Below are 24,054 nucleotides of genomic sequence, written 5' to 3'. Positions count from 1 at the left end.
TTAATTTCCTCCCCCTAAATAATGCCTTGGATCAACCGCTTTACCATTAATCTTAATTTGCAAGTCTAAATGTACACCTGTTGAATAACCTGTCGTTCCCATCGTTCCAACAATATCCCCTGCTGTGACAGTATCGCCAACTGAAACTAACCTTTTAAGCATGTGAATGTATCTCGACTGAATACCATCTCCATGATCAACTGTAACCATATTCCCTGCTGACTTGCTGTATTTAGAAACAATAACAGTTCCATCAGCAATGCTAAAAATAGGATCACCAGCTACACCTGGTGTAACAGCTCCAATATCTATCGCATCATGGAAAGTGGAACATCCACTACACGGAGCAGGTCTTGGACCAAAACCTGATGTAATTCTTGTTGATATTGTAGGCCATATCCACCCATTAGCTGCTTCAATCCTCGGATAGTTGTCGGTAATAAGAGATTCTCTAAGTTCGTGTTTCCCTTCAAATATAGTGTCAAATAGTTTAATAATATTAATCGTCGTTTCTTTATCTAGTTGTTGTGTTACACCAAAGGAAGCTAAATAATCATAGAAAGGCTTTAAGTAATCGGCTGGAGGTATAACTCTTGTATTCACTTCCTTAACAACGGTATATTTTCCCTCTATTAATGTTTGCCACTCGTAAATATGCTCATAAAGTCCTTCATACGTGTCTGCTTCAACTAAAAGAGATACTTCTTCTACAGACTTTCTTGTTACAGTTGTACATGTCTCAATTCCCGTTTCCGGATCTTCGAAACAAACTTCTTCCTCCCATGTCCTAGTAATGGTCGAATCTTTCCACGTGAAGTAAGGACGCAAAGCATCAAATGTCTCTTCTGGTTTAGGTGTTATAAGGTTTTCATCACGATAATAAATATTGTCTTTAGAGATAGAATCCATCAATTCTTCTATTTCTTCGGATGATAATGTGTCCTCTAAATCTTTAATCTCCTGAAGAATTTTAATCATTTCAGCAGAATCCAGTACCCTTATAGCATTCCAAGTTGAATTCCCCTCATTAAATTCATTCAGAATCTCTTGATTATCTTTGTCCTCAAGATCATCTACATCAAAACCATTTTTATCTAGGTAGTTTGCTAGTGATGAAATCGCATCAGCTGAAGAATGTAAGTTACTCTCCCCATCACCGTCACCATCAACTCCGTACTGTTCCCAAAAAGCTTCATCCATGTTTAAAGGACCTGTTCTACCTTCTGTAGTACTATCATCGTCTTCTATGGAGCCCTCTTCATACATTGTCTCTTGATAATGTATCCCTGCAAGAATGTGCCAAGGAATCCCATATGTGCTTTCTGCATCGTAATAGGACTCTAGCAATTCTTCAGGTGCTTCCAGTAATTTGAGCATGTTTTCGTAATAATGAGGATCATTTCTCATTCGGTCAACACCAGCTAATACGCCCCATCTAAGCTCATATGGTGCAGCTTGTGCTTTTTGTTCTTGTGTTAAACCTTCATCCCACCTTGAAGCGACTTCATCATAAGTTTCAAATACATCTTCAAATCCTTCTAAATCCATTTCAGAGAAACCGAAAAATGCTTCAACCTGTTCTGTCGCCCCTGCTTTTACGTCTTCAGCTACAGTACGTGGAAAAGCATAGATCATCATAAAACCGAGCCATGCTAGTATGAAAACTAATAAGACTGATCCCCATATGGGAGCAGTCTTAATGAGTAAAGCTTTTATTCCCTTTAGCACTACTTTTTTAAAGAAATTTGCTACTATCTTTTTACCTGCATTCGCAACTTTTCTCTTAGCATAATTTCCAGCTTCACTTGCGACTTTTTTACCCAGTGAATGTGGATCTTGTTGTTGATTATGATTATCCATTACAACGAACCTCTTGAGTTTCGCTTATTTACAAGGCTTTTTAGCACCTGTTGTTGTTCTTGATTGTTTCTTTGGGTATTTCTTGGTTGCTCTTGTGATAAACGTCCTTGTTGATTTAATCTCCCACTTTGATTGTTATCTGACATACCTTGCTGTGATTGATTATTCATCTTTCGATTTTGACTGCTTTTAAGTGGTTGTTGCACATTAGACTGAGTATGATAAGGTGACTCATATTGATTTCCACCCTTTGATGTAGGTGGTGGATTCCCATTATCAGAACTGGCTTTTTCAGAAAAATAATGTGAGTTAATCTGTTCTTTATAATCGTGTATTTTAGAATCAAACCCTAATGCTTGAGCATTAATCGCATTATACTCTTCTTGTGCTGATTGTAAATCGGGATGAGGAGTCTGTAGTGCTTGTTGATGATAATCCATCGTTTCTTTTGCTTGGTTTATTTGTAGCTGTTGTTGTTGATACTGTTGTGGTTGTTGATGCTTATCAATATTACTCAGTCCTCCTATAGACTGTTGGTATTGTTGTTTAGCTTGAGTAAAGTTGTTCTTTAATCCATTATGATGGGCTGACCCTTCACCGTATGAAGCTTTGGCTTTTTCCAACCTTATCTTAGCCCCTTGAAGCGGTGTTTCGATTTCTTGACGTTTACCTACAGTCTCATCATGATTCTTCCTTAAATCTGTAAGGTCATTTACTTTTTTCATGGAATTAGCTCCATGTTTTCCACCAGTCATTTTATTAACAGCTTTATTTGTTACAGCAACTGTTTTCCCTGCAAGCTTACCAGGTCTACCAAAAGCTTTTTCGCCAATCGCTCCTGCTTCATCTTTATCAAATAGTTGTGCTTTGTCTCCAAATCCGACTCTTTCCTTTATTGATTCGCCAATGGATGAACCAGCTTTAAAATCTTTAATTGAATTAACGGTGTTATCAACTCCCTTTGCAACACTGTTTCCTACTCCTGCAAAAGCATTGTTGCCTGTCTTTGCTCCTATATGCACACCCGAAGCGACATTACCAGACATCATCCCAGAAGCAGCACCGCCAATAATCCCCCCTGCAATCATTCCACTGCCTTTTATTAGAGAAGAGCGTAATAGATTACCTGCAGTCGTTGGTTTTGAGATTGCTCTTGAAATACTATTACCGTTTGAAACAGGTAATCTTGAAGATCCACCATTATTCATTGACTGAAGTTGAGGCCTATCAAATTTCCCTTCATTTCTTCCGCCTTGTATCTTATTGTCAAGGGGATTGGGATTCTTTGAACCTTTCCCTAGAATACCTGCCATTTTTCCAATGTTGGAAAATGAATTAAACCCAGTCGTCGTTCCCATATCAGCACCTATACCACCGCTAGACTGTATTCCCGTAAACGCACCAACGATTTTATTAACAGTATTCACCACGATAGGTAAGCCACCAAAGTAAGCAAAAATAACCCATATTGATATATCACTTACATTTTGAGTGAGATAGAAAAACAATACTAGCGCAACCGCATGGGCAAATTGCATAAAAATGTTACTTGCTGTTTCATGTACCCACAAAGTGAAAGCTTGTCTCCTTGATGGGAATATCAAGCTAATAATAACGAGTGGAAATATCAAAAATAAAATTGATAGAATGATCATTCTTACAGCATATTGAAAGTTTAAAGTGAAAGTCATCAAGAGTGCTGCAAATACTAACATCGCTAACCCTAAACTTTGAAATTTTGTGATCGCTTCATAAGACTCTTGTCCTCCCCATATCGAATTTAGAAAAGGACCGATATTAATACCGCTGTTAGTTGCAGTATCATAAACAAAGTCAATCATCATGTAGTTGATATTAAACATGATTTTCCATATCTCAATTCCAAACCTTAATGCTATTACAAGAAGAAATATCCCTAATAAATAATCTTTTAGTTTCGTGCGAGAATCTCCACTAAAGTTATTTAAGAGTAATAGTAACCCTACTAAACTGATTAAAACCACAATCGGGATTGGTGTGATAGATTCAAACCCTTTGTAAAGGGATAAAATTCCATCAAAATACTGTTCAGGAAACACGCCATATACTGATGCCTCTCTTTTTCCCATAAAACCATCAGTGAGCCACTTTTCATCTCCAGATGCTATTTTATCTTGGAAAACGAGCTGTGACACGTCTTGAGCACCAAATACATCTATAAACCAATTCGCAATGGAGGTGAAAATGTTTGCGGTAAACCGTTCACCGTAACTCGGTTCTTCCATTTCTTCTAATTGAGATTCGCTTATGACAGTTGCTGAAGCACTTCCCGTAATACTAAAGGTTAAGAACAAAGCACATAATAACTGAATCCATTTCTTGTTCAATTGAAACACCTCACTCTAGCTCACTAGATCATTCGGATCAGTTGTAAATAAATTGTATTCTTCCTGTGTTGAATCAATTTTTATTATGCTAGATTCACCATCAATTTTAATGATACCTAGCCCCTCCATTGCTTGATGTACTAAAAATTCCCCTTCTCCTTCTGATAGATCAAGTTTCCCTTTTATCTCTTCAATGTCAATTGACTCTTGGCGCAGTAATAATTTAGTAGGAGAATTTTTTAAAATCCCCATTCCTTGTGCTAATCGTGTAAAGACTTCAAACCCTTGGGTAACTGCACACATAGATGTATTGAAAAACCGCACAACTCGGAATTCATTTTCCAGCCATTGTGCGGTCTCTAAATCTTCCATTGGAATTTGTGCTTCATCTACGACGACTCTTTTCTTTTGTTTACGATTCTTTTTAGCAAACTTGGTACTTTGCCACTTGGTTGCGATAAACATCCCAAGCGGGCGCATAATCTCTTCATCTAGTTTGTCTAAACCAAACCCGAAAATGGGTACATCCGTGATCTTTACTGTACTCTCTGTGTCAAAGATGGCTTGTGATGGAGCATCCCCATGCTGAGTGAAGTTTTTTAGTAACTCAGCTGCACCTTTCGTATCAGGATCATCTTGAAGTAACAGATATAAATCTCCTAATTGGGGCATTTTTTTCATTTTTCCTTTTAAGTCAAATGATAGTGAACCATTGTTACGATCAGCTCTCGTTGCCTCTTCCATAAGACTTGAAGGATCTTCAGTTATGTTTTTTTCCTTGTATAGTTCACGTATCTTATTATCGATTTTAACTTTTACTTTCCCCGTTAACTCATTCGAATCCATGATACGTATCATTTTGTAAACAATCGCTCTAGCTGCTTGAACGGTTGTTTCAATATTTACATACTGCTTACCATCCTCTGCTTCCTCTACATCAACATCAAAGAAATTGATTTTATGCTCACTTTGTGGAGAGAGGTCTATATATGGACATCCTACTCCTAAAATAAATATCCTATAGTCACCTTTTGGATCAATAATACATGTTTTAATTCCACGATGCGCTGAGCGATGTGTAAGTGTCATAACTGAAAATGTCTTACCACCACCCGAACGACCTAAAATTAACATATTGTGGTTCATAAGGTTAGAGTGCCATCCATCGTAAAAAATCGGTCTACCTAATTCATCATTACCCCATACAATTCCACTTCTATGGCTGATACCACCATTACCAAAAGGGAAAAGATCTGCAACGTTAGAAGACTCATATGAAAAGGTATGCTCTTTATACATAAAATCATCAGCTATTGGCATAATGCTCTTTAAGGCTGACAATTGCTTACCATCAGGAGACCGCATGATAATCCCTTTTCCCGCAAATCGTCTTACAAGATTGTTAGTATACTTTTTTAATATTTGTAAATCTGGACTACTACAAACCGCTTGAATACTAACTCTAAATGGCTTTTCAATATTTTGTCTTAATCTACGTTGACGTTCCCTTAAATCAAATAATTCATCTCTTAATTTTGAAGCCTTAGCTTGATTCTGTTCAGTGTGTAAATCAGACTCAATCCCACGTATCCGTCTTGCGATTTGTTCTAACTCTGTAGGTGTATCAGCTGGTTCAATATGAATCGCTAAATCGGTATCACCTTTACCGAATTCACCTAGTATTAATGGATCTAGCATTCCTGCCCATGTGTTTCCCCCGGTAATCTCAGCGAAAAAGCTTCTAAAATACCTTACTGGCTCCGTTGTACCACCCACTTCAACCATATAATCATTCACTTTCCCATGAATCGAATCATCAGAAGGCAAAGTTTCTTTAATTATTGAAGGCGATATGAAGTCCACTCCTTCAGCTTTTGTTTGACGTATTGATGTTTGCTTCAATGAGCGTTTATTTTTATCACTCTTTTTGTTACCTTTGGTTTGCTTTTTATTGTTAAAAGTTATTTTCACGATACCTTATTTCTCCTTTCCTCTTCTTCAATATCTAACATGAGTTCAGGTGTTAAAGATGATTTAAACTCTGAAAAGCTCCCCATACCGTTTACATCATGTAACCGTTGATGAATACTTAAATCACGGTTTAACGTCTGATAGATCATATTGTGAACACCAACTGAATCGAGTCTAGTCACACCTATGCCAATTGCTTGAAACGACTGATAAATTAAATCTCCCACTTCATCTAACATGTTTTCAGCCAATTCTTTCGCTTCTTCGTCAGTCATTTTCATATTCGTACCACGAATATTTTCCAAAAAGTTATCAACGGTTACATTACCCGTTGTTACACCGCTCTCAGTTCCGTATGTAGACGGATTAAAGCGAAGGATAATATAAGAACTATACTCACGTGTTTTACGCTCTACAAAGCCTTTTAAATGCTCTGATACACCTTCAGCTGACTGTAATAATTCAGGTGTTAAATTAAAGTTCTTACTCGTTCCCAAGTAATCATTAACGTAATCATTCATATCTAGGTATTGTGACTGAACTAATAAAGTAGCATGACAAGGTAACGTATTCATAGCAGCTCTAAAATTCATCCAAACACCTTGACGTTCGCTTATAGACATCATTTTTACGTTAACAGGTTCAACTTCTATTACAATGGAATACGTGCCATTATGGAGCTTTACAAGCCCATCTTTAGACATATCTTCATAGTTTAATAGCTCTTGTACGGTTTCAGCTCTTATGTCGCTCTTTTTCTCTTTATTTGATGCTTTATAATATAAAAATCCAATTAAGGCTATTGAAACAATAAGACCAATTGTGCCAAAGTCCATTAACTCTCATCCTCCCTTCGGAAATTAATACGTTGATAATAAAAAACTCTCCGTCTTCTTTTGAGGGAGAGTTTAGTCAGTATTAGTTGTGGTAACGTTAAATTGGTGCGATTGTCTTTGAAATATGCTAAAACGATAGCTATTACAACGGGTATAGCAAGATGAATACGACTAAATACTATAGAGTCGAATGGTAGTTTTGGATATATATTTGCGATCTGATCCACTACAATTAATGATGGTGCTATGAACATCAATTTAGAGAATGATAATGGTCCAAGTATCTTCTCTTCTAAACCACTATCAAAAGGTAATTCATGATGGTTTCCCCAGCTCATATAATCTATTCTCCTTTCTAAAAATAGTAAAAAAGAAGGTAGAAACTCTAGAATCTCTACCTTAATTTAATCTAGATTTCAATGCTAAATAGCCCAAAGAGAAAGCTCATAATTGCCTCAGTTTTGAATGAGAACAATAGCGCAATAATGAATGAACCTAATCGGACTTTCATGTTTACAAGAGCTTGAACTGAACCCGAGAACCACAAAGAGGCACCTATCCATACGATCAAAATAAAAGCTACAACAATAGCAACTTCACGAATTGTACTAATTAATTTTGACCCGGCTTCGTCCACTTCTTTGGTAATGCCTTCTGTATCTGGTTGAATACTACTTTTAATAGATGCACTCGCATTACCTGGTTCGAATACAAATGCAGACCCCGCTATTAATACTGCAGTTAAACATAATAAAGACACTAGTTTTTTCAACATGTTATCTACCTCTCTTTTTATATTTTTTTCTAATAATTAGTGCGATCTTGCTATCAACCCGCCTATAAATCACCCCCTAAAAATAATAAAAAGACTATGCCTACATTAAGGATGAGTAGGCATAGTCTTAATAACATTTCACTAAAGCTATTAATTTTAATTGTGACTGGAAATTTAAATTTTTTCCGTGTAAATGGATAAAAAAATGGTACACCTCCATGCCATTTGTTCCCTGTGACAATCATATCTCCAATCAGATGCGATAATATCCCCCAAAACAGTCCATAGGCAGGATATAAGGTGATTTGTAGTGATATTGATACTATCATTGCAACACCAGTTACAATAACCGCAAATAACAGTGTATGCGTTATTGTTTTGTGACCAAATATTAGGTAGATTAAGTGTGATACTATAGGTAACTTTCTACCTGCTGTTGATTTGTAATGGTCTATATCAGGCAATAGACTTCCGATTAATACAAAAATCATGAATATAACCGAATCTATTAGGCTCTCTTTTGGCATATACCCCGTACCTTGAATTAGAAGTATAGCAACTAAGCCAAATGTACCGCCAAACAGTTGATGTGTTTTAGCTCTCATAACTTAAGCCTCTTAAATCTCGATTCGACTGGCTTTAATTTACCATCTTGTTCTTTATAAGTTCCCTTCCTTTCATCTAAAAACGTTAACAAATAGATAGTAATGATAACTAGAGGTATTACGATGAAAAAGCATAGTAATATGAATAATAAAGGCTCTCCAACATATTGAATATATGACCTTAAATTAGGTGGGATAGGTGCTGACCATAATCTTTCTATCGATGAAGATCCAAATATGATAACAAATGTAATACCAATAATTATTCCAGAAATAAATACAAATATAGCTTTTTTCATTATTTCACTCTCCATTTCTTTTCTGCTTTCAAAAGACTAATAATATTATTTCTAGGTTTTATATGTCATCTATAAAAAATCCCTAACATTTTCACCACAGCTTATTGCAAGTAACAACTCTTTTCCTCCTCTCAACAAAAATAGCAATAATACAGATAATCCGTATCATTGCTTATGTGTATAACAATGCACCGTGTGCCATAATTGGTTCAATTCCAAGAAAGTAATAAATAAAGTACAATATTACTGAGGCAGTTAATATCGATAAAGTAAAATGTGTATTTAAGTCCTCATTCCACCAATTTTTCAAATCATTTATTAAAGCCTTCAAGTTCAACAAATGAACAATAATTCCTGCTACTACAAATATACTAACTAAATCATCATAATCATCATCAATGATGGTAATTCCACTATCTTGTACCAAATAATTTATTCCTCCAAATAGTACAAGAAATAAACTAACAAAAGATAATATTAAGGAAATTATACAAAATAATTTTTCTTTTTTTGGAAAATGCCAAGCTAGTCGGTAACTGACTACAGATACCAAAAATAAACCTAAGAATATTGGAATTGACACTTTACTCCTCCCCTCAACAAAAAAGCAATAACACAGTAAATCTGTATCATTGCTGAACCCCCCACTTATCAAACTCATGAAGCTAGAAGTCTTCTGACAAAAAAATAATAAAAAAAGGAAACAATACTAATAAACCGCATCATTACCTTTAATTAATAGACTCCAAAAGAAAGAACTCTACCTTGTATGCTGTACCACAAATCAATCCACTTTTCTGCATCAGTAGCTGCTTCTTCTAATGTCATAAAAGTTTTCCCCTCAGCACAAGAGCAAACTTCAGTAAAAGAGGGGTGACTCAATTTGTACCTGTACATTTTTGTATCCCGACTATAATATATTCTTCCATCGACTTTATGCCGTTTAAATCTCCATTCCACAGGAGATAGAAAGGGCATATCACTTAATGTTAATGGATGAAGTTTGATAAGAACCACTCCTAACTAATAGCATGGACATAGCCACTAGACTTCTTCTTTCTTGATTTAACTACTTGTGAAGATTTCAACATTTCGACTGGTTTTTGATCAGAATTAGTGCTTTCATCTAAGGATGTATTATTTGACTCCAAAAATTCATCATGTTCAATCCTTAATTTTTCAGGTAGTGTTTCGGCTAATTCTTTGGACAACAATGGTATGTTACGTCTGATCTTATAGAAAGGACTCGTATCGCTATTGTTCTTTTTTAGGTCAATTCGTTGGATTTTTGTGATAAACCCAAACTTTTCAAGTGTATTCAAGTACTTAATTATGCTATTCTTACTGCCTTTTTTCATCTTCATTTGAATTGTTTGCATGTCAACAGAGCAATAATCTTTGTTATTGCAATATCTCTTCAAAAGGAGATACAAAGCTATTGCTTCCGCTCCCATGATTGCACCCCAAAAATCGAAAAAATAGTTATGGACAAAAGAAACGTCTTCTGCACAAGCCTCAACATACTTTCCATAATCATCAAGGTTCAGTTGCTTGATTTCGTCAAAGCTAATCTCTTGCTTTTTAAAAATAGGCACTTGAATATGCAATACTTTCCCGTCTCTATTGACAGGAACAATATTGTATTCTCCAGTCGGAACATTCCGATAATGTATGTACCGATCCTCTCTGTATTCCATTGACAAGTCTCCTTTCTAGTTACAATGGTAGAATCCAATGAAACCTTCTATTAAGAGATTTGTACATAGTTTGTCTGTTCTTGTACATTGCCATCTGAATTTAGTTCGGTCAGTAAGGTCTTTATAATCTCTGGTAGTATAAACTCCGTTGAGGTTAGCTTTTTTAAGCTTAATTTCTTTTCAGGATCAATTCTTCTTCTTGTTTTCAAGAAAATTGCTAGAGGAAATCTAAATGTCTCTCTTTTGTTTCTGATAAAAGCACGACATTTCTTAAGCAAGCGATGATGTTTGTTCTTACCTTCTTCAATGATTTCTTGAACAACATCAATTGTTCTTTTCTGGTTTATTACGTTCTCGATCTTTTCATCAATTTGTGTTTCCTTCTCAGAGACGTTAGCTTCATGAAGTAAACGAGCTTTTTCTTTATCCATGTCAGCTTCTTCAATCACTTTTTCATCAAGCTTAATTTCTACCTCTGATTCTTCTAGTGCTAATCCATAATTGTTACAGAAACTCTCAATCTCTTCTTTAGGTACAGAATACTCCATAACCTTAAGAACACTACTAATTGATTTAATGAAATGATATATTTTGGCTGGGATTCGGAAAGTATTTTCTTGTAGGTTTTGAATTTTTATGTAGATGTAGGAACTACCCATAACCTTATAATCGCTTACATAATAGTCTTCTCCTACAAATTTTTTCACATCAAGAATGGGAGCAAAAACACTAGCAATACCTTCAAAGTGTGTTTTTTTGATTTTGTGTTGTAAAAATTCAATTGTTTGTGCTTCCCAGCCAGTTTTTACATGAACAGCAAAGTACATTACAACTCCACATCCTTTTTATGACTTTTAGTGATCTTTTGTTCTCTAATATTACAGAGGTACGTTCGAATTCTTTGTTTTTTTAAGTGTTTTTCAAGTGTTTTGCCGTGTTGAAATGGGTTTTCTATATCTTCACAAGTAATTTTTTTGATATGTTCGGTTAAATTCTCTTCGGTTACTGTACATTTCCTTTCCTTTTTGTTATTTTCCACAACGATTCGGCTCCTTTCTCATTTCTAACACAGGCTATTAGGAATCTATTATTACTATAATGTTAAATTGTTACTGTTTCATTGCATTATGTAGGTAAAATGTGATAAATTAAGTATGTGTGTACTGCTCAAATCTAGCTTTATGAGTATATTTTTTTTTCATTTTTATTAATGAACGCTCGTTTATTATTTACTTTATTTTACATTTTGGCTATTTTGTGGTTCAGTTTCATAGAATGAAGTCCAAGGAAAACCTAGAAATAAAGCGATATTCTTCGCTTTTGGGACTGATGGAGTCTTGATTCCTAGCTCTATCTGACTGTATGTTGATCTTGCAATACCAGATTCAACTGCAACTTCTTTTTGTGTAACACCAGCTTGCACTCTTAGTTCTTTAAGCCAAAATCTAGGCATGTGTTTTCTCGTTTCTTTTACAGCTAATGTTTTTATCATAATCACATCCTTTTGTTACTAAGATACTAACAGAAACGTTTAGTAACATTATATATCTTTTTGTTATCTGAATCAAACTTTTTCTTGTATTTTTTTGCTATTTTATGAAAATTATTAATTAAAACTTTAATAGAGGTGATTATAGTGATGGATGAAACCAAAGATACCATTCAGGAACTAGATAGTATTAAGCCTATCCTGGCAAAAAACGCAAAGTATCTTCGATTGAATAGAAAAAAGGATGGTTTAGATGCAACTCAGGACGTAATTGCTAGTTACATTGGTGCAAGTAGGGTGTCCTATGGAAAAAAAGAAATGGGTGTTAACTCTTTCTCACCTGAAGAACTATTAAAATTGGCTCACTTTTATAATGTTACAGTCGATTACTTGATGACGGATCATTCAAATTCTAATGAAGCTTATACTAATACCCCAATTAAATCTAATCCTGTTAGTGCCGTTGAGGTTACTCCCACTAATAGTAATAATAATGTTCTTGTTGATGATCACGATGCAAATGAACTATTAAGATTAATAGGTTCACTTGATAAAGACAATAGAAAAGAGTTAACAAAAGAGATATTAAATTATTCTAGAGGTTATGTTGCAGCTGTCATGAAAAAAAATGATTAATCAATTGAATAGAAAAAAGAACCTGCACCTTATAATAGTGCGGGTTCTTTTGCGCAAACCTCATAAATTTTCTTCAACAATCTAGACGCTTCTTCACTTTCATTTTGTTTTTCCAAAATTAAATTCAAGCTGGGTATTAACTCTTTTTCTTCTTCTGTTACATTTGATACGAATTGTTTCATACCGCATCTTCTCCATTCATTGTATTATTTTCATCTATTATTCAAGTGTAATTGCGCGCAAAGGTTTCGTTTTCCCGAATATCTTGAAAATAGAAACCTTTCTTATAAATGCCGAAAGACGACACCAATTGGTATCGTCTTTCAAATATGATTCATAAGATTAATTTATGAAGTTATCAACCTGTAGGATGAGGATCGTCTCCTCCGCTTTTCATGATGATTTCATCTTTTGGTTTTTTAATTTTTAATTCAAACGTGTCGAGATCGGTACTTGCACTCACAGATGTTGCACTCATCACTAAAACAAATGCAGAACAAGCTAATAAGAGATTCTTAATTCTTTTCATTTGTCCTTTTCACCTCCTGATAGATTTCCTGATAGTAAATTGCATTTACGGCATACTCGTTTTGACCAGCGCTTAGTAGTGCATCGCGAGGTAACATAGCAAACAATCTGTTCCCATTTCGCTTTATATATATTTCAAGCGACATATACAAATACATAATGTCACCTGTTGCAAGCCCAAGTAAATACTTGTGAAAAGCCTCGCTGTTATTTTTAGCATTAAGTAGATCAAGAATTTCTAAGGCTTCTTCATTTCTATTTTGCTTGATCAACCAATACGCTTTGTTTTGTTGATGATAAATTGTATCAGGAGCAACCTCTATTCCCCAATAAATCCTGGTTACTTCTATTTTCCCGTGCATTAAGATAGCAACATCGTCCATACCAATTTGTTTATATATTTCTATGGCTTTCTCAAAATTATATATAGCTTTTTGGGGATCTCTAAACATGTTAGATTCTCCCATAATAATACAACCCGAAGCGATAAATTTTAAGCTGAAATTTGAATTTATTAGTATGTCGGAGTGTTTTTCTGCCTCATCAAAATTACACTGGTTTCTTGAAAAATATGATTGCATCATTTCATGGATTCTATAATAATATGACTCGCTTGAAAACGCTTCTATATCAGAAGTGATATAGTTCTCCACTCCAGCTAGTGTATTATAAACATCATTAAAACATGCCATATTATCATAGATATTTGCTAGCACTAATTGCTTGTATATGTATGTCCCATTAGTGGTAGTGTTAAATTTTATTACTTCATTTCTTAATTCTATATATTTCGATTCATCAATAATGTTACCATTAATAGCATTATTTTTCAATTTAGTTATTCTATTGAATTCTTCTTTTCGTTGTAAATTTATATTAAAAAGAACCCCCCACTCTTGTAATTGTGGATTCTTTTTATAAGATAGCGCTCTTTCTGTTAACGTTCTAAGAGCTTTTAAGTAATTATTCCGATCACAATAGTCCATTGCATCTACCAGATACTCTGGTTTTGTCAATGTATCGATATACTCCAACATGATCGTTTTTTCTTTTGAAATACCAGCCATATTGTCTATCGTCCGTACAACATTTAGTACCATTGGAAATTTGCAATGTTTACTTTCGTTCAAAAGGTTATGGAAAAAACTCTTTGAGTATCCAGTAGCATTTCTTAAATCCACTTGTTTAATACCATGTTTTTCCATTAAATTCATTATAATAGAAACTGCTTTTGAAACTTTCCTATCTAGAACCATTTCCATTTGCATCACTTCCTGATTGATATTTCGATCTATTAAAATTTTAAAATAATTCCATAGCCAACGAATTTCGACATATAATTACAAGATTCTACATAAATTATGGTTCTGATGTCTTAATATTCCATGGTATATTCGACCTACATTTTAACATATAATTATTTGACTACAATATTTGTTATTTTGTGATTAATCGGCATATTTAGGTGTTTATACTACTTTATCTCCTTTTTCCTCTGTTTTTCGGAAAAAGCTATAAACATATTTATATTTTCAATTTAGTAATTAATTTGAATTAACATGTATTCCAGCTGTCATGAAACAAGTTTACTAGTTACTTTTTTCTAAAGAAAAACCCGCATCTATAATAGGGGTAGCGTCAGGAAAATGCGGATATACAAGATAAGTTTATACAAATATACAAAAAAGCCTAATTTCTCGCTATTATAAGTGAGAAATTAGGTTTTAGTTACTTACATTAAAGGGCCCTTCTGAATAACAAAAGTGTGTTTAAACTATGCATTGGAAAGATTCTCGATCGCTTGAACAGCTAGTTCCAATGCTTTAATCCTTCTTTCTAAAAGAGTCCTTTGAGGACTACCTGCCTTTGACTTAGCATAACTGTTCTTAATTGATGGGAATAAACTTGCAAGAACATCATTTGCTTCCACTAAATCAATTTGGGTATAATGATGAGGTCTTTGATACCAAACGTTTTCTAGTAGAGCTAATCCGATGCAAACAGCTCTGAGCCGTTTCTTTACTAGAGTAGTATTTGCGCCTTTCAGAGTCATTTGTGATAAGGCATTTTCTAGTTTGTTGATTGTCGATTGTAATGATTTTATTGATTCTAATTTATCTATATTTGATACGTTCTCCATGTGTAATACTATCCTCTCTTCTTCAAGAATATGGCCCGTCTCATGAAGAAAGGGACTTCTCTATTACAGATAAACGATTTTTAATGTTCTAAAGCAATGCTGTATGTCCCCTCTTCTCTTGTTTTGACACTCCCACCCCAAAGAGGCAATCTGATACCTTAAGGAATCAGTGGGATTCTCGAGTGATTAAACCGAAGTGCATTTCTGCTATCAGAGTATGTCCTCAAGATTAGGGTATGCCATTACCCTTCCTAAGACAGTGCTTATAGCATCTTAGGCTGATTGACTATTACCATCAATCACAGGTGCATAACGAATATTCATTGCACCAACTCTATCGCGATGTGTTTCAAACCCACACGCACACTTATATTTTCTGTCTTTGGCTTTATTTTGCTTAGAACAACTAGGACAAGTTTGTGATGTATAGGATGGATTCACATACTCAACCTTAATTCCAGCTAAATTCGCTTTATATTCAATGAATTGTGCTAAACGATAAAAAGACCATGTATGTAGATTCTTCTCGTTTTTACGGCTTGTTCTTGCCGTCTGTCTAATATTCGTCAATTGTTCTATACGAATGACAGAAATTTGATGATCAATTGCGAAATTAACAATGGAACGACTAACTTTATGATCTTGGTCTTTCATATATCGTTGTTCTTTATCATTGAGTTTACGAATGGCGTGTAGTTTTTTTTCCTTGCCAAAGCGTTGTCTTTTCTTTCTGAAATAACGCTTAACATATTTATTCTTTCTGCCGTTACCAAAGAATTTAGTATTTCCATTATCTGTTACACCTACAGCAGGAACTTTTAAACCTAAATCAACCCCCATTACTTTTGTTCCATTCCTGTATTCATTAGATACAGTGACAGAAATTTGCGCGATCCATTTGTTTGATTTCTTAGTGATACGAAGTGTACCCAACTTATGTTTTAATAAATCAAAATTACGATTCTCTTTATCTATCAATAAAGAACGAACAGGTACTTTTTTAGCTTTACCGTTCAACACTAACGGCAGATAGATATGTTCAAAATCAAAAGAGTAGTTTTGATTATTCCATACACAAACAGGCTTTTTAAGGGTAGGGATGATCTTGTATTTACTTTTCTTTACCTTAGTGGAAAATATACTTTTCGCATCTTTAATGGCTTGATTTTTCACAGCACTAGGGAGAAAAGAATCTAAGTGTTTACTTGTTTTCTTTGTACTCTTCTTTTCTTCCACCATCTCTGAAATGAGTGTATTAATTGTAGAGATATATTCATAACTCATTTTGGTTAATATTTCGACTTGTTCTCTCGTTGGAAGCAATTTTATTTTTACAGTGATTGTTTGTGGCACGGTTTCACCCCCGTGTTTATTGTTGTTCAACGTATCTCTTAATTGTTTATATCACGGACTTAAAGTTGGCAAAGCATTAAGAATTAAGTGAGAGTGATCCTTATCTCACTAAATAGCAACAATTTGAATATCCAATTCATCACATATTTCTTGAACTAGCTGCTTAAAGCGTTCTTCAACCTTTGTTTGAAGGACTACCTTTAGTCTATACCGTTGACAAAAAACAAAATGATAGTTAATTAATGAAACAGTAGTTTGGGTTCTTCTATATGCTTCCATAGTTTAATTTTATTAGTTTCAATGTTTTACTGCAACAAATGTAGCGGAGCATTTCAGATACTTAATTTAGCAAAAGCTACTCCGTATCTGACCCACTATCATCCGACACCTCAAGGAGTGGGATTTCCCTTACCTTACTTGAAAATGTGTAAGAATATTAACTTAATTTGTCCTACTATCTTCTACTTTCAAGTTCATATACAAATAATAGACCTTATTTTAATAGATACCTTTTTTATCTTCCCATTTATTTTTTTAAAAAACAATAATAAAAGTAAAATACATTTTTTTAAGTAGGAGTTATCAATCTTTGTATATATAAATAAGTCAGGGATATAAAGGTAGTAAGTAATCAATATATATAGATAGAGGGAAATTTTAAACATAGTATACCCTTAGAGCCACAAGGGTTTCAGAGGTTCATCACAAGGTTCAATATACAATACCCACAGTGTTAACAATGGAGAAAAAATATTACTAACAGTTAACAAACCTTTTTAACTACTATTAACAATTCACAAGAGTTTTAAATAGAATTATTAATAATTAACAAGTAATCTAACATAATTAATGAACAAAAAAATACAGCCTGTTTTTGTTAATATAAGCTGTATTTGTAAAATTACCCTAATTATATTAAAGGTAAAACCCATGTTTTATGGTGTGTTTAAATTTTAAACATGCTAAATACCCCTCCATTACTACGTTTTTTCTGAAGGAGAAATTCATTATATTACGATTTTTTCTCTACCCGGTGAGTATCTCATTGAAAAAATTTGTATCAATGGACCCAACAGCTTGATCATCATTAATATATTCGATGTCACGCCTGCTTAGCCAGTCTTCAACTGCAGCTCGTAGCTTAGTTCTATATAGAGCACCTATATTATTGATTTTTTTAGATGTTTTTTTAATATATTCCTCTATTTCTTCAAGAGCTACTTGCGTGGTTTGAACCATGAAGTAGTACCGTGATTTGTCACTTACAATAGTTTTGGCCACTTTTACCACTTCTTGTTTATATACCGTTTCTATATCACGCTTGTCCCGCTTTTTTAATGCAACATTTAACGTGTATAGTTTATTAAGCGTTTCTTTTCTCATTTTCGCTTCGTTCTCTCGGACTTTGTTATAATCATCATTTATTTGTACGCAGCTCTCATTAAATGAAACTGAGATGCTTTTGCATACTACTTGAGTAATGGATTTCCGCACCCTTGCTACACGGTCTGCTTTTGGTTTACGCTCCTTTACACCGTTCATTTCAATATTTAAAACTGGTTTAATAGTTTCTAAAAATTGTCTAACACGCTTTGCACTTCGATTTAATCGCTCCTTCAGTTTGTTAAAAAGGCGGGAAAGTGCATACTCATCTACTTTTTCAAATCTTTTACTTAGCTCTCTAGTAAGACCGTTCAGCCATTCTAGTAGTAATGTAATACCTCTTGAATCGCTTGATGCGACTAGGTCTGGTAGAACTGTAGAACCACGAAGTATATAAGGAATCCGAAAATATGAGAATGGAATTTTCGAATTTGTAACCTGTTCCTCTTGTGATTGGTTATATAATGCATAATTTCTAATGCGATAGACACTTTTATATCCTACAACTACTTCTTCTATGTACCCATGCTCACGGAGATAATTAAAGCCTTGATAATATGTACTACTTTTTAAACCTGACTTCTTAGCAGCATCTTTAATCTTAAAATCCTCTGATGTACATCCAAGATCGTTTACTTCAAAATGAAGATCAATAAATACAGCCTTAGCTGAAGCGTTTAATTTACTAGCAGTCTTGCACCCTATTAATTCGTCTTCGCGTTTCATCATTTTGAGGTCTTCGAAAAAGAATTTGACACCGTTGACCTTATACTTCTGCATATTCTGCATATTCAGTCGTCTCCTTTTTGGGAAACGAAAAAGAACAATGGTTTACCATCCGTACATTCGAGATTTCTCGAAAATTGGTAAAACATTGTTCTTATAAAAAGCTTGATAAATGCTTCAAAAAATATTAAAATAGAGAGGAAATTAATATTTCTTGAAACATGAAACTAACTTTTCTAACAAGTGTTTTACCGTAGTGTGGTTACGGTTTAACGGTTACACAGTGTTGGCGCACTCTGTAACAGTCGGGAAAGTTCTTTTTCATTTATCCGAACTATTCTCTTGTTATCTATGATATACTTATCGGAACATTTTTGCAAACACAATTTTACTAGAATAATACAAAATTCTGTGAAGTTTAAATAAAAAATTGTTTTAATATACCAATTTGTTGTTAATTTTCACCCACGTAAACCTGCGATCAAACTCCTATTTTCTGCTTCATTACAGTATTTATCTTATATCTTCTCAAAAATATAAATTTAGTAATTTTTTATTTGTAACAGAATATTACCATTTGAAAATAAACGATCGTTTAAATCACATTAGTAGTTAAATTTTTTATTGGTTATTTTTGTGATTGTAGATTGATAAGGTAATCCTAGAAATTTTTCTTTGAATTATGAAGGCATTGAGGTAAGCGTTATGAGGTCGGTTCAACTATTATCGTCACGGGAAAAAACAAAAGTATTATCCAAAATATCAAATCCCACCACGTATATTTTATTTACTTTCATTATCACAGCATTTATATTTCATTAATATTATTTAGATTATTTTTTACCTTTATTTTTCAAATGCCTATATCTCATACTTTTAATACTATTTTTGCTAGTTTTAAAAATTGTAGATATTTCCTTATCAGACAATCCTTTATCTATCATATCTCTTACTCTATTAGCATCTTCAACAGACATTCTTTTCTTTTTCTTATTAATCGTTATTTCTTCTCCAACATTACTCCAAATTAAACCATTTTTTATAGAACTTATAGTCCTATGAGATACACTGTACATCAAAGAAATATCTTTTGTTTTCATTCCACTATTTAACATTCTTTTTATTTTTATTACATCGTCTTTAGATAATATTTTGTTTGAGCTTAACTTGTTTTTTATAATTTTTGGTTCAACATCAGACCAAGATTTTTCTTTTCTTATTGCATTTATAATATCGATACTAACTCCTGTCTCATTGGAAATTTCTCTTGTTGTTATTCCTAAATTAGATTTCTTTTTAATTTCTTTAACCTGATCAATATCAACAATTCTTCGAGGATGATTCATCCCTTTTTTAGCTTCACTGTTTTTCATTATAGCTTCTTCTGTTTGTTTTATGCCTAAATTACTTTCAGCAATTACCCTTCTATTGTAACCAATATCCCTATCGCAGCATTTAGTTTTATCAATCCAATATTGTTCTCTAGATATTATTGAGTCCTCTTTTTCAACAATTTCTAATATTTCAACAATAAAATTAATTTCTCCATACTTATTCCATGAATTTTGAAGATAGCCATTCTTATGTTTATTACCTTTTAATTCATTATAATGAGCCTTCAACCTTCTATACAAATCAACAGTAGATCCTACATACACTTTTTTATCAACAACGTTTTTTATTTGATATACACCAATTTTTTCTTTATATTTTTTTAAGTTATTAAAATTAAACATTTATTCACCTGCTTCAAATTTAGTAGTATCAGATGGTGGTTTAGATAGTACACTCATATCTAATAAATTTCCAAGTGTGACTAGAAACATATATTATTTCTCTGTTGAATTTTTGTTATAAATTTTTATGAGATACAGTATATCGCTACGGAGCTGAATGTTTTATAACTACTTCAGTAATTAATGCCTCTTTTATTGATTCGGTAATTGCCTCATTACATATATTTTTTTAAAAGGAGTAAAAAAATGAACATACAAATTCAAGATAACTTATTGAAAAAGCTAAAAGAAAATCAATTCTTATGTACAATTTTCACGACAAATGGAGTGCCGATCAAATGTAAAGTAATCTCCTATGATAGCTTCACAGTGCTTGTTGATGTCAAAGGGAAACAACAATTAATTAATAAGAGTGGTATTTCTACTATAATATGATGATATTATTAATATAGAATTGGTATAGTAGGAATGAATGGAGGAACATAAATGGCGCATAAGATAACTCTAACTGGAAAGGCTACTAGTGAACTACGAAAAATGAAAAATAGAGATGTATTTACTTTCGATATGAAAGAGAACGGATCTCCCCAAGCTCCGAAAGGGTTACCTTCTTCTGAGTTTATTGACTATACAGTTTTTATTAACAAAAAGCAATTTAATAAACTAAAAATTGAACAAGATGACTTTCAAAATCACAAGCTATTAATTCAGGGTGAACCTACGCTTAACGTCCCTATGGATGAGTGTCCAGGTGAAATTGGTGTCGTTTGCTTTCAAATTCAAGTTCTTGAACCGAAAAATAAAAAAGAGGTTGAAGCGATACCAAAAAATGCCCCAGCTGGCACTGAAGCATATGAGGATATTGGAAAGATTACGATACCTGATGATTTTCAGAAAACGGCCCCTAGAAAAGAGAAATTGGCTGAAAAGATAGCTTATATTGATAATAATGGTACGATTGATGAGCCTATATCCATAGATAAAAACACATATATGCTAAAAGATGGGTATTCTCGTTTTCTAGCTGCAAAAGAAAGAGATTTTGCCAAAGTACCTGTAAAGTATTAAATGACCGACTATTTACTTAACTCCTCTATATTAAAGTACATTTATATATCGACTGAAAGAAAATATAATCGCTTTTGTGGCTCACTCATAATCCAATTAAATGTATACGGCTTATTAAATGTAAACTCTTTACCTTTACCTTCCTTGGAATGTTCTGTTCTGTACACTTTTGCTGGTTCAATTTTATATCCATTATAAATAGGAAAATCTTCCCCAGTAGTACCGATTGAACTAGGATCAGTGTACGCTCTTCGATTAGCCAACATATGAAATTTACATACATTAAACCCTCCCTCTTGCTTTAATATTTCTAGTCTTTTAATGTCCCGATACGAAGATATTCTTCCAGTATCAGTTGGATCACCAGATTTGGTTGTATGCTTTAGTTCAATTGCTCCCTTAACGCATTCATCGGTTTTATGGTTTTTTAAAATACAAGTAATATCTATTATTATTTTTCTATCTAGTCCTTTAAGCTTTTGAATAGGATGCTGAGAGTTAATATGAAATGATTCTTCTTCTAAGTAACAATGTAATTCACCATATTTTTCTATTATTCGCTCAAAATAACGTTGCAAGGAGGCTTCATTAGGTGGATTTAATTTCCCATTATGAATGTAAGTAATCAATAATTTCCAAGATAGATCAAGAATTAGTTCCATTCTTTCAGCAAGAGTTAATTCAGTTAATTTTTTCATGTTCATCTTTCCTTTCATTTGTCTTTAATAAAATTGATTATTAAAAATATAAGATCTTCAGAAACACTATTGTATCTAACCTTAAATAATTTTCCTTACTTCTTTGGTTTTTTAGAACTAATTAAGCCTAATTCCTTAGATGCTTTATTTCCTGCCTTTGCTATTTTTATAGCTAGCTTCTTATCTAACTTCATTTTTAATACCTCCAATTATTATGTCTATAAAACATAGCATCGCCTTTTTTCTGATTATTTAAACTTGTCATACATATCCCCTCTCCCCCATAAGTTTAAAATAGGTGGAATTATGGAATTTTGACTCTGAGAAAGATAGATTTTGGAAATAATCGTTTGGGGGAGAGAGGAGATTGAAACATAAACCGATAGCTCCAATATTATTTGAAGAACAGAAACAACCCACTGTTAAACGAAAAACTTCTACACAACGTCGGACGAGATTTGATAAAGTTGCTGTTATGAAATTTCCTGTGACTGAAGAACAACATGTGCAACTGAGAAGGCAATATCAATTTTTAAAAAATCGTATTGATGCAGGATCGATTACGGAATTTCTAACAAAGTTGTTAAGGTTTGGATTAAAACATCCTGAACTAATACGTAGGTCAATACCCTATAAAAATACTGGTACCTATAAAACTGTTAAACCCAATCAAATTGAAAAGGATATGATAACTGACTTGTCAATTGAGTGGGGACTTTCGGAGAGGCAAGCACTACAAAGGGTGATGGTCTCGGTGATTGGTTATCTGCAAAGAGGAGGACAAATCAAAAATGAAGAAATTCAGCCGTATAGACCTTCTAAATAACTCTGTGGTTGGGAATACTGGTGAAATATTCAATCGTCTGTTTGAATCTAAGTATGTTCGACTGGAGATTTACTTACCTACTTATGATTTAAAAAGAGCTCAGGTGTTTGTGATGACGGTTAATGATCTCATTGAAGATGAAGTAGACGAAATATTTACGGTAGAGAAGCTAATTGTACTCTTATATAAGGACTTTTTACGGCAGGTTGAAATGGGGATGGATATTCATAAGCTAGCTAAAATACTTGAATCTAAAATCATGGAACGGAATGATAATGATGTTGCTATCAACCATTATTTAGAAACAAAAGAAGGTATTAGTATGGATGATATTAATCGTCAAATTCAAAAAAGAAAGCAAAGAAAAAATGCTTTCAGCTTTTTAACGCTCAGAGTCCTCAAAAAGTTTGTCTTGAAAGGTGAAGTATTACTCCATGACTTAAATGAGCTGCATCCAAGTATTCACCTATCAGTTGAAGAACTAATTGCTATCCGTTTTAAAGATGTCATGTCTAAAATCAAAGCAGGTGACTATACGATCCTTTCAAACATCGTAAGTAGCTTAACTGCTGACTAATATTGATGTTAATTGTACATTTCCAAACATTTATGATATTCTAATCATAGACAAGCAATATTTGCATACAATAAGAAAGACCGTAGGTGCAGCAACACCAACGGCCTAACAATAACGATTCCTTCAGGAGTCGGCTATATCATTGAAATAGACCGCCCTCATCTTATCAGGAGACAAAGGGTGGTCTATTTGTTGTCGTTTTTATTGAAAGACAGTATCGAAATAACTAGCCCGCAAAATGCTACTGCAAACATCAACGCTTCAAATACCGTCATACGCCTCACCCCCTTTCAGGGAATGAAGCCGACCACCCTTAGAAAATTCGCTATTGTATTCTAATTATACCATAGTTTGCCCATTTTACTGAATTTAAGAAAATTAGGGTTATTTTGTTCAGTGTCCTATCCTTCTTCTTTTGCACAGGTTTTTCTTTTTAATTTTCTTAATTGATCTTGTCATGTAACTATGAATATAGCTATAAAAAA

At 33.5% G+C, this 24,054-nt stretch carries 27 protein-coding genes and 1 pseudogene; 5 read left to right on the top strand and 23 right to left on the bottom strand.

The annotated features are described in order from the left end of the window. The 13 genes from SLH52_RS18570 to SLH52_RS18510 form a co-directional block, all read right to left on the bottom strand. Entirely contained in the window at positions 1–1,860 is a 1,860-nt protein-coding gene (locus tag SLH52_RS18570) for a peptidoglycan DD-metalloendopeptidase family protein (RefSeq protein ID WP_320210752.1), read from the bottom strand. Beyond that, positions 1,860–4,226: a hypothetical protein gene (locus SLH52_RS18565; RefSeq protein WP_320210751.1), complete on the bottom strand. Its 2,367-nt coding sequence runs from the start codon at positions 4,224–4,226 to the stop codon at positions 1,860–1,862. The genes SLH52_RS18570 and SLH52_RS18565 overlap by 1 nt, the downstream gene beginning before the upstream one ends. A 15-nt stretch (positions 4,227–4,241) precedes the next feature. Continuing rightward, positions 4,242–6,197 (bottom strand): VirB4 family type IV secretion system protein, encoded by a 1,956-nt coding sequence (locus SLH52_RS18560; RefSeq protein WP_320210750.1) that lies wholly within the window; start codon positions 6,195–6,197, stop codon positions 4,242–4,244. Further along, the gene (locus SLH52_RS18555) at positions 6,194–7,033 is read right to left on the bottom strand and encodes a hypothetical protein (protein ID WP_320210749.1); all 840 of its coding nucleotides are present in this window, start codon (positions 7,031–7,033) and stop codon (positions 6,194–6,196) included. Before SLH52_RS18555 ends, SLH52_RS18560 begins: the two co-directional genes overlap by 4 nt. Next, positions 7,033–7,371, bottom strand: a complete 339-nt coding sequence (locus SLH52_RS18550; RefSeq protein WP_320210748.1) for a hypothetical protein — start codon at positions 7,369–7,371, stop codon at positions 7,033–7,035. Before SLH52_RS18550 ends, SLH52_RS18555 begins: the two co-directional genes overlap by 1 nt. A gap of 71 nt (positions 7,372–7,442) precedes the next feature. Then, a complete protein-coding gene (locus tag SLH52_RS18545; protein WP_320210747.1) occupies positions 7,443–7,808 on the bottom strand; it encodes a hypothetical protein in 366 nt (121 codons plus the stop codon). A gap of 62 nt (positions 7,809–7,870) precedes the next feature. Next, positions 7,871–8,413 carry a metal-dependent hydrolase gene (locus SLH52_RS18540; protein ID WP_320210746.1) on the bottom strand — a complete coding sequence of 181 codons (543 nt, stop codon included), beginning with the start codon at positions 8,411–8,413 and terminating at the stop codon, positions 7,871–7,873. Then, positions 8,410–8,712, bottom strand: coding sequence for a hypothetical protein (locus SLH52_RS18535; protein ID WP_320210745.1), 303 nt, complete (start codon positions 8,710–8,712; stop codon positions 8,410–8,412). Before SLH52_RS18535 ends, SLH52_RS18540 begins: the two co-directional genes overlap by 4 nt. A 172-nt stretch (positions 8,713–8,884) precedes the next feature. Further along, entirely contained in the window at positions 8,885–9,295 is a 411-nt protein-coding gene (locus tag SLH52_RS18530) for a hypothetical protein (RefSeq protein WP_320210744.1), read from the bottom strand. Between the two features lie 436 nt (positions 9,296–9,731). After that, the gene (locus SLH52_RS18525; protein WP_320210743.1) at positions 9,732–10,409 is read right to left on the bottom strand and encodes a helix-turn-helix domain-containing protein; all 678 of its coding nucleotides are present in this window, start codon (positions 10,407–10,409) and stop codon (positions 9,732–9,734) included. Positions 10,410–10,459: 50 nt separating this feature from the next. Beyond that, a complete protein-coding gene (locus SLH52_RS18520) occupies positions 10,460–11,236 on the bottom strand; it encodes a hypothetical protein (RefSeq protein WP_320210742.1) in 777 nt (258 codons plus the stop codon). Then, a complete protein-coding gene (locus tag SLH52_RS18515; RefSeq protein WP_320210741.1) occupies positions 11,236–11,448 on the bottom strand; it encodes a DUF2197 domain-containing protein in 213 nt (70 codons plus the stop codon). The genes SLH52_RS18520 and SLH52_RS18515 overlap by 1 nt, the downstream gene beginning before the upstream one ends. Before the next feature lie 195 nt (positions 11,449–11,643). After that, the gene (locus SLH52_RS18510) at positions 11,644–11,901 is read right to left on the bottom strand and encodes a helix-turn-helix transcriptional regulator (protein WP_320210740.1); all 258 of its coding nucleotides are present in this window, start codon (positions 11,899–11,901) and stop codon (positions 11,644–11,646) included. 147 nt (positions 11,902–12,048) lie between these two features. On the opposite strand from SLH52_RS18510, the gene SLH52_RS18505 reads away from it, so the two are divergent. Further along, a complete protein-coding gene (locus tag SLH52_RS18505) occupies positions 12,049–12,534 on the top strand; it encodes a helix-turn-helix transcriptional regulator (protein ID WP_320210739.1) in 486 nt (161 codons plus the stop codon). 29 nt (positions 12,535–12,563) lie between these two features. Here SLH52_RS18505 and SLH52_RS18500 read toward each other — a convergent pair whose 3' ends face one another. The 8 genes and pseudogenes from SLH52_RS18500 to SLH52_RS18465 form a co-directional block, all read right to left on the bottom strand. Continuing rightward, positions 12,564–12,716 carry a hypothetical protein gene (locus SLH52_RS18500; protein WP_320210738.1) on the bottom strand — a complete coding sequence of 51 codons (153 nt, stop codon included), beginning with the start codon at positions 12,714–12,716 and terminating at the stop codon, positions 12,564–12,566. 176 nt (positions 12,717–12,892) lie between these two features. Then, positions 12,893–13,063 carry a hypothetical protein gene (locus SLH52_RS18495; RefSeq protein WP_320210737.1) on the bottom strand — a complete coding sequence of 57 codons (171 nt, stop codon included), beginning with the start codon at positions 13,061–13,063 and terminating at the stop codon, positions 12,893–12,895. Then, on the bottom strand, positions 13,050–14,324 hold the full coding sequence (locus tag SLH52_RS18490; RefSeq protein ID WP_320210736.1) for an AimR family lysis-lysogeny pheromone receptor: 1,275 nt from the start codon (positions 14,322–14,324) through the stop codon (positions 13,050–13,052). The genes SLH52_RS18495 and SLH52_RS18490 overlap by 14 nt, the downstream gene beginning before the upstream one ends. Before the next feature lie 512 nt (positions 14,325–14,836). Beyond that, complete coding sequence (locus SLH52_RS18485) at positions 14,837–15,202, bottom strand: hypothetical protein (RefSeq protein ID WP_320210735.1); 366 nt, start codon at positions 15,200–15,202, stop codon at positions 14,837–14,839. A gap of 273 nt (positions 15,203–15,475) precedes the next feature. Further along, positions 15,476–16,555: a transposase gene (locus SLH52_RS18480; RefSeq protein ID WP_320210734.1), complete on the bottom strand. Its 1,080-nt coding sequence runs from the start codon at positions 16,553–16,555 to the stop codon at positions 15,476–15,478. A 111-nt stretch (positions 16,556–16,666) separates the two neighbouring features. After that, positions 16,667–16,834 (bottom strand): annotated as a pseudogene (locus SLH52_RS18475) (transposase); the annotation flags it as partial. A gap of 747 nt (positions 16,835–17,581) precedes the next feature. Further along, entirely contained in the window at positions 17,582–18,727 is a 1,146-nt protein-coding gene (locus SLH52_RS18470; protein ID WP_320210733.1) for a hypothetical protein, read from the bottom strand. A gap of 770 nt (positions 18,728–19,497) precedes the next feature. Next, positions 19,498–20,400 (bottom strand): GIY-YIG nuclease family protein, encoded by a 903-nt coding sequence (locus tag SLH52_RS18465; protein WP_320210732.1) that lies wholly within the window; start codon positions 20,398–20,400, stop codon positions 19,498–19,500. A gap of 246 nt (positions 20,401–20,646) precedes the next feature. On the opposite strand from SLH52_RS18465, the gene hfq reads away from it, so the two are divergent. Both hfq and SLH52_RS18455 read left to right on the top strand, forming a co-directional pair. Continuing rightward, positions 20,647–20,835, top strand: coding sequence for an RNA chaperone Hfq (gene hfq, locus SLH52_RS18460; protein ID WP_320210731.1), 189 nt, complete (start codon positions 20,647–20,649; stop codon positions 20,833–20,835). A gap of 51 nt (positions 20,836–20,886) precedes the next feature. Further along, the gene (locus SLH52_RS18455; protein ID WP_320210730.1) at positions 20,887–21,468 is read left to right on the top strand and encodes a plasmid stabilization protein; all 582 of its coding nucleotides are present in this window, start codon (positions 20,887–20,889) and stop codon (positions 21,466–21,468) included. Between the two features lie 41 nt (positions 21,469–21,509). Here the strand turns inward: SLH52_RS18455 and SLH52_RS18450 are convergent, their stop codons facing one another. Then, entirely contained in the window at positions 21,510–22,166 is a 657-nt protein-coding gene (locus SLH52_RS18450; protein WP_320210729.1) for a hypothetical protein, read from the bottom strand. Between the two features lie 367 nt (positions 22,167–22,533). On the opposite strand from SLH52_RS18450, the gene SLH52_RS18445 reads away from it, so the two are divergent. Next, positions 22,534–22,992 carry a hypothetical protein gene (locus SLH52_RS18445; RefSeq protein WP_320210728.1) on the top strand — a complete coding sequence of 153 codons (459 nt, stop codon included), beginning with the start codon at positions 22,534–22,536 and terminating at the stop codon, positions 22,990–22,992. Further along, positions 22,958–23,569, top strand: coding sequence for a hypothetical protein (locus SLH52_RS18440; protein ID WP_320210727.1), 612 nt, complete (start codon positions 22,958–22,960; stop codon positions 23,567–23,569). The genes SLH52_RS18445 and SLH52_RS18440 overlap by 35 nt, the downstream gene beginning before the upstream one ends. Before the next feature lie 185 nt (positions 23,570–23,754). On the opposite strand, the gene SLH52_RS18435 is transcribed toward SLH52_RS18440, so the two are convergent. Then, a complete protein-coding gene (locus tag SLH52_RS18435) occupies positions 23,755–23,844 on the bottom strand; it encodes a putative holin-like toxin (RefSeq protein WP_320210717.1) in 90 nt (29 codons plus the stop codon). Positions 23,845–24,054: the final 210 nt, after the last annotated feature.

The sequence above is a fragment of the Cytobacillus sp. IB215665 genome, assembly GCF_033963835.1.
Lineage (GTDB): Bacteria > Bacillota > Bacilli > Bacillales > SM2101 > Nanhaiella.
The sequence above is the reverse complement of the archived record's forward strand: the minus strand, read 5'-3'. Positions and strand labels throughout refer to the sequence as shown.